This is a genomic window from Kitasatospora sp. NPDC085895, assembly GCF_040702125.1.
In the GTDB taxonomy this organism is placed as follows: Bacteria; Actinomycetota; Actinomycetes; order Streptomycetales; family Streptomycetaceae; genus Kitasatospora; species Kitasatospora arboriphila.
The window spans coordinates 1-1,662 of record NZ_JBFBJY010000221.1 but is presented as its reverse complement, the minus strand read 5'-3'; the positions used below and the strand labels follow the sequence as shown (position 1 = coordinate 1,662).

The 1,662-nt window shown below is 52.6% G+C and carries 2 protein-coding genes; both read left to right on the top strand.

Annotated elements, in window-relative coordinates; translation table 11 throughout:
* Positions 1 to 614, top strand: a 614-nt coding sequence (locus AB0442_RS42365; RefSeq protein ID WP_366168832.1) for a hypothetical protein, incomplete at its 5' end; no start/stop codon positions are given.
* 2 nt (positions 615 to 616) lie between these two features.
* Positions 617 to 1,662, top strand: a 1,046-nt coding sequence (locus AB0442_RS42360) for a portal protein (RefSeq protein WP_366168831.1), incomplete at its 3' end; no start/stop codon positions are given.

Genomic DNA, 1,662 nt, shown 5'->3' with positions numbered 1-1,662 from the left:
GAATCTATGACCTCGGCGAAGATTTTGTAAAGTGCGACCCTTTCCCTATCCCAGATCACTGGCTAGTCATCAACGGCATGGACTTTGGTTGGGATCACCCGCAGGCGCATGTCCAGTTGGCATGGGATATTGAGAACGAATCATTCTATCTCACGCGCGCATACAAGGCGCGTCAGGTTTCTCCAGCAGAAGCGTTCAGCGCAGTGAAGTCTTGGGCTGATAACGTGCCAATAGCATGGCCTCCAGATGGGCTTCAGACGGAGAAGGGCTCTGGACTTCAGCAGAAGTCATATTATGAAGAGGCTGGATTCCAGATGCTTCCTGAACATGCCCAATGGGAAGATGGAAGCAGATCTGTAGAGCCCGGGTTATTCGAACTATACGACTTAATGCGCAGAGGTAAATTCAGGGTGTTCTCTGGCCTCCGTGATTTCTTCGAAGAGTACAACTTCTATCACCGCGACGAGAAAGGAAAGATTGTGAAGGTACGCGACGACATCCTTGATGCTGTCCGTTACGCCTACATGATGCGTCGCTATGCAATTCGTTATGCAGACATAAAGAATCCTCCAGTTGAAGAGGATGTCTACGTTCCCTCATCCTCCGGTTGGTAAACATGGCAGAGACATTAGAGAAAAAACATGAGCGCGTCATGCTCAGGTTTGACCGCGCCTATACGCCGCAGCAAGATGTGCGCGAAAAGTGCATCGAAGCTACGCGATTCGCTCGTGTCCCTGGCGGTCAATGGGAAGGAGCAACAGCAGCGGGAACCAAGCTTGACGACCAGTTCGAGAAATACCCGAAGTTCGAAATCAACAAAGTGGCCACTGAGCTTAACCGCATCATTGCCGAATATCGGAACAACCGCATCACTGTGAAGTTTCGCCCTGGCGATCGCGAAGCAAGCGAAGAGCTGGCAAACAAGCTGAATGGCCTGTTCCGTGCTGACTACGAGGAAACCGACGGCGGCGAGGCTTGCGATAACGCATTTGATGATGCTGCTACCGGTGGGTTTGGCTGCTTCCGCCTGACGTCGATGCTGGTCAATGAATACGACCCGATGGACGATCGCCAGCGCATTGCTATTGAGCCGATATACGACCCATCGCGCTCAGTGTGGTTTGACCCTGACGCGAAGAAGTACGACAAGTCTGATGCGCTGTGGGCTTTCTGCATGTATTCGCTTTCTCCTGAAAAGTACGAGGCAGAATATGGCAAGACTCCACCGGCGTCTCTCGATGTAACGACGATCTCCTCTTGGGAGTTTGACTGGTTCGAGCCAGAGGTCGTTTACATCGCTAAGTATTACGAAGTGCGCAAGGAATCGGTGGATGTCATCAGCTACAAGCAGCCGCTGACTGGTGAAATCGCCACCTACGATAGCGACCAAATCGAAGATATCGAGGATGAGCTGGCTGAGGCTGGATTCGTAGAGGTTGCGCGTCGCTCCGTGAAGCGTCGTCGCGTCTATGTGTCAGTGGTTGACGGCCAGAACTTCCTTGAGAAGCCTCGCCGCATCCCTGGTGAGCATATCCCGCTTATTCCGGTATATGGCAAGCGATGGTTTATCGACGACATTGAGCGCGTTGAAGGCCACATTGCCAAGGCCATGGACCCGCAACGACTCTACAACCTGCAGGGTTCGATGCTGGCCGATACTGC